Origin of the sequence: Paraliobacillus sp. JSM ZJ581 (genome assembly GCF_044383835.1) — a bacterium.
Lineage (GTDB): Bacteria > Bacillota > Bacilli > Bacillales > Amphibacillaceae > Paraliobacillus.
The window spans coordinates 1-1,666 of record NZ_JBISEP010000065.1 but is presented as its reverse complement, the minus strand read 5'-3'; the positions used below and the strand labels follow the sequence as shown (position 1 = coordinate 1,666).

General features: G+C 33.1%; 2 protein-coding genes and 2 pseudogenes. 3 read left to right on the top strand and 1 reads right to left on the bottom strand.

Translation table 11 applies throughout. The features are described from left to right. Both ACH6CY_RS15630 and ACH6CY_RS15625 read left to right on the top strand, forming a co-directional pair. Window positions 1-565 (top strand): annotated as a pseudogene (locus tag ACH6CY_RS15630) (hypothetical protein); the annotation flags it as partial. A 5-nt stretch (window positions 566-570) separates the two neighbouring features. Beyond that, window positions 571-852 (top strand): hypothetical protein, encoded by a 282-nt coding sequence (locus ACH6CY_RS15625; protein ID WP_374068234.1) that lies wholly within the window; start codon window positions 571-573, stop codon window positions 850-852. A gap of 351 nt (window positions 853-1,203) precedes the next feature. On the opposite strand, the gene ACH6CY_RS15620 is transcribed toward ACH6CY_RS15625, so the two are convergent. Beyond that, a complete protein-coding gene (locus ACH6CY_RS15620; RefSeq protein ID WP_374068233.1) occupies window positions 1,204-1,401 on the bottom strand; it encodes a helix-turn-helix domain-containing protein in 198 nt (65 codons plus the stop codon). 163 nt (window positions 1,402-1,564) lie between these two features. Here ACH6CY_RS15620 and ACH6CY_RS15615 point away from each other — a divergent pair. Continuing rightward, a pseudogene (locus tag ACH6CY_RS15615) lies at window positions 1,565-1,666 on the top strand (recombinase family protein); the annotation flags it as partial.

Below are 1,666 nucleotides of genomic sequence, written 5' to 3'. Positions count from 1 at the left end.
ACCTATCAACGCGATGCGTGATACTCACGTACAACAAGAGATACACACGAGCTTTGCGAAAGTTACTAAGGGTACGGATAATGCTTCTCTAACCAACAAAAGTATTTTATATAGGGGAGATAGTTTACTTCGCTCTCCAACTAGACCAAATGGAATTGGTAAGCCTCATATATCGAGTTCAGGTGATTTAGTTCCAGCCAATAAGGATGGTTTATATAAAGGGCGACAAGTGACTGTTACAGAGCATATACTTGGAGGTTATAGAAAAGGAGCTAAATCTAATAGCCCTTATACTAGTTTCACAAATAACAAAAATGTGATTGGAAATTATGGAGAAAATGCAATTGAACTAGATATATCAGCCTTAAGGAAAGACATACAGTCTGGAAAGGTAAAAGATGTTGTTATACTTTCTCCAAAACAAATTCAAAAGTTAATTGAAAGAGATGTTGTCTCTTCTGATTTTTGGAAGAATAGAGCAATTAACTGGACTAAGAGGGATAGTGAATACTTAATTAAAGGAGAAGTTCCAAGCCAATATATTAAGGTTTCGCAGAAGGAGTGAGAATTATGAAACTATACTTTATAAACGAGTTTTTAGGAAATATACACAATATTAATGTTGATGGTATGTGGATGAATGCTGAGATTATCCCTTCAAAAAGTATAGATAAATTCAACGATTTTTTTACAGCAATTGTTGATGAGGAAAATGATTTTGAGGAAACTAATTATAACGATGAATGGTTAGACGATAGCAATTGGTATATTATGGATAGCGAAAAAAGGAAAAAGGGTATATACATACCTGCGGTTTATCCTGATGGGGAAATTAACTGGAGATGGAGATGATTTATATATAAAGCATTGATTATATTGCGAAAATATTAATAAACCTTGATTGGCAAAATGCCTTTCAAGGTTTATCTTTTTGTGGCGACTACCCAGTGCTGAATATACGACATTTCATAGAGAAATTAAGACTAATGTTTGTCTGCCTTATATGATGTTTTTAAAATTTATCCAGTACGTACACTAACTTTAAATTGAATAACCTATTTCTTTCTTTATCACTTCAATAAAAACTGTAATATTATCAGTTACCATTATCCGCAACTGATAATACTATACCTTTGCTTTCCCCTGCCTTTTAAATTTTTCACAACTTTTATGTACAAAAGAACGATTAATTTATCAAGAGGACTATTCCACCTCGATTAACTCCTGAATGTCGATGTCTAACACTTTACATACTGTTTCTAATGTAGATAGATACACTCTATCCACGTTGTCTGAACAAAGATGGCTTATTGTATTTGGTCGCAACCCTGCGATCCGTGCTAATTCACGTGATAGGTCACGCTCTTTCAAGATTTCCTTTAGTTTGATTGATATTGGCATGGTATTTCCCTTCCTCTTTTTCATATTACTTTATCGATACACAATAAATTTGTATCGATAAAGGGATTGAATATATCGCTAAAGCTTCATACAATAAATTTATATTAGTTATAATGGCTAAGCGTTACGGTGATCCAGATTAGCGTAACGTAGGGGAAATATCATGAAAGTTATCGGTTATATTCGAGTATCTACACAAGGTCAAGTAAGAGATGGATATAGCTTGAAATACCAAGAAGTTGAAATTAAAGTATACTGTAAAGAA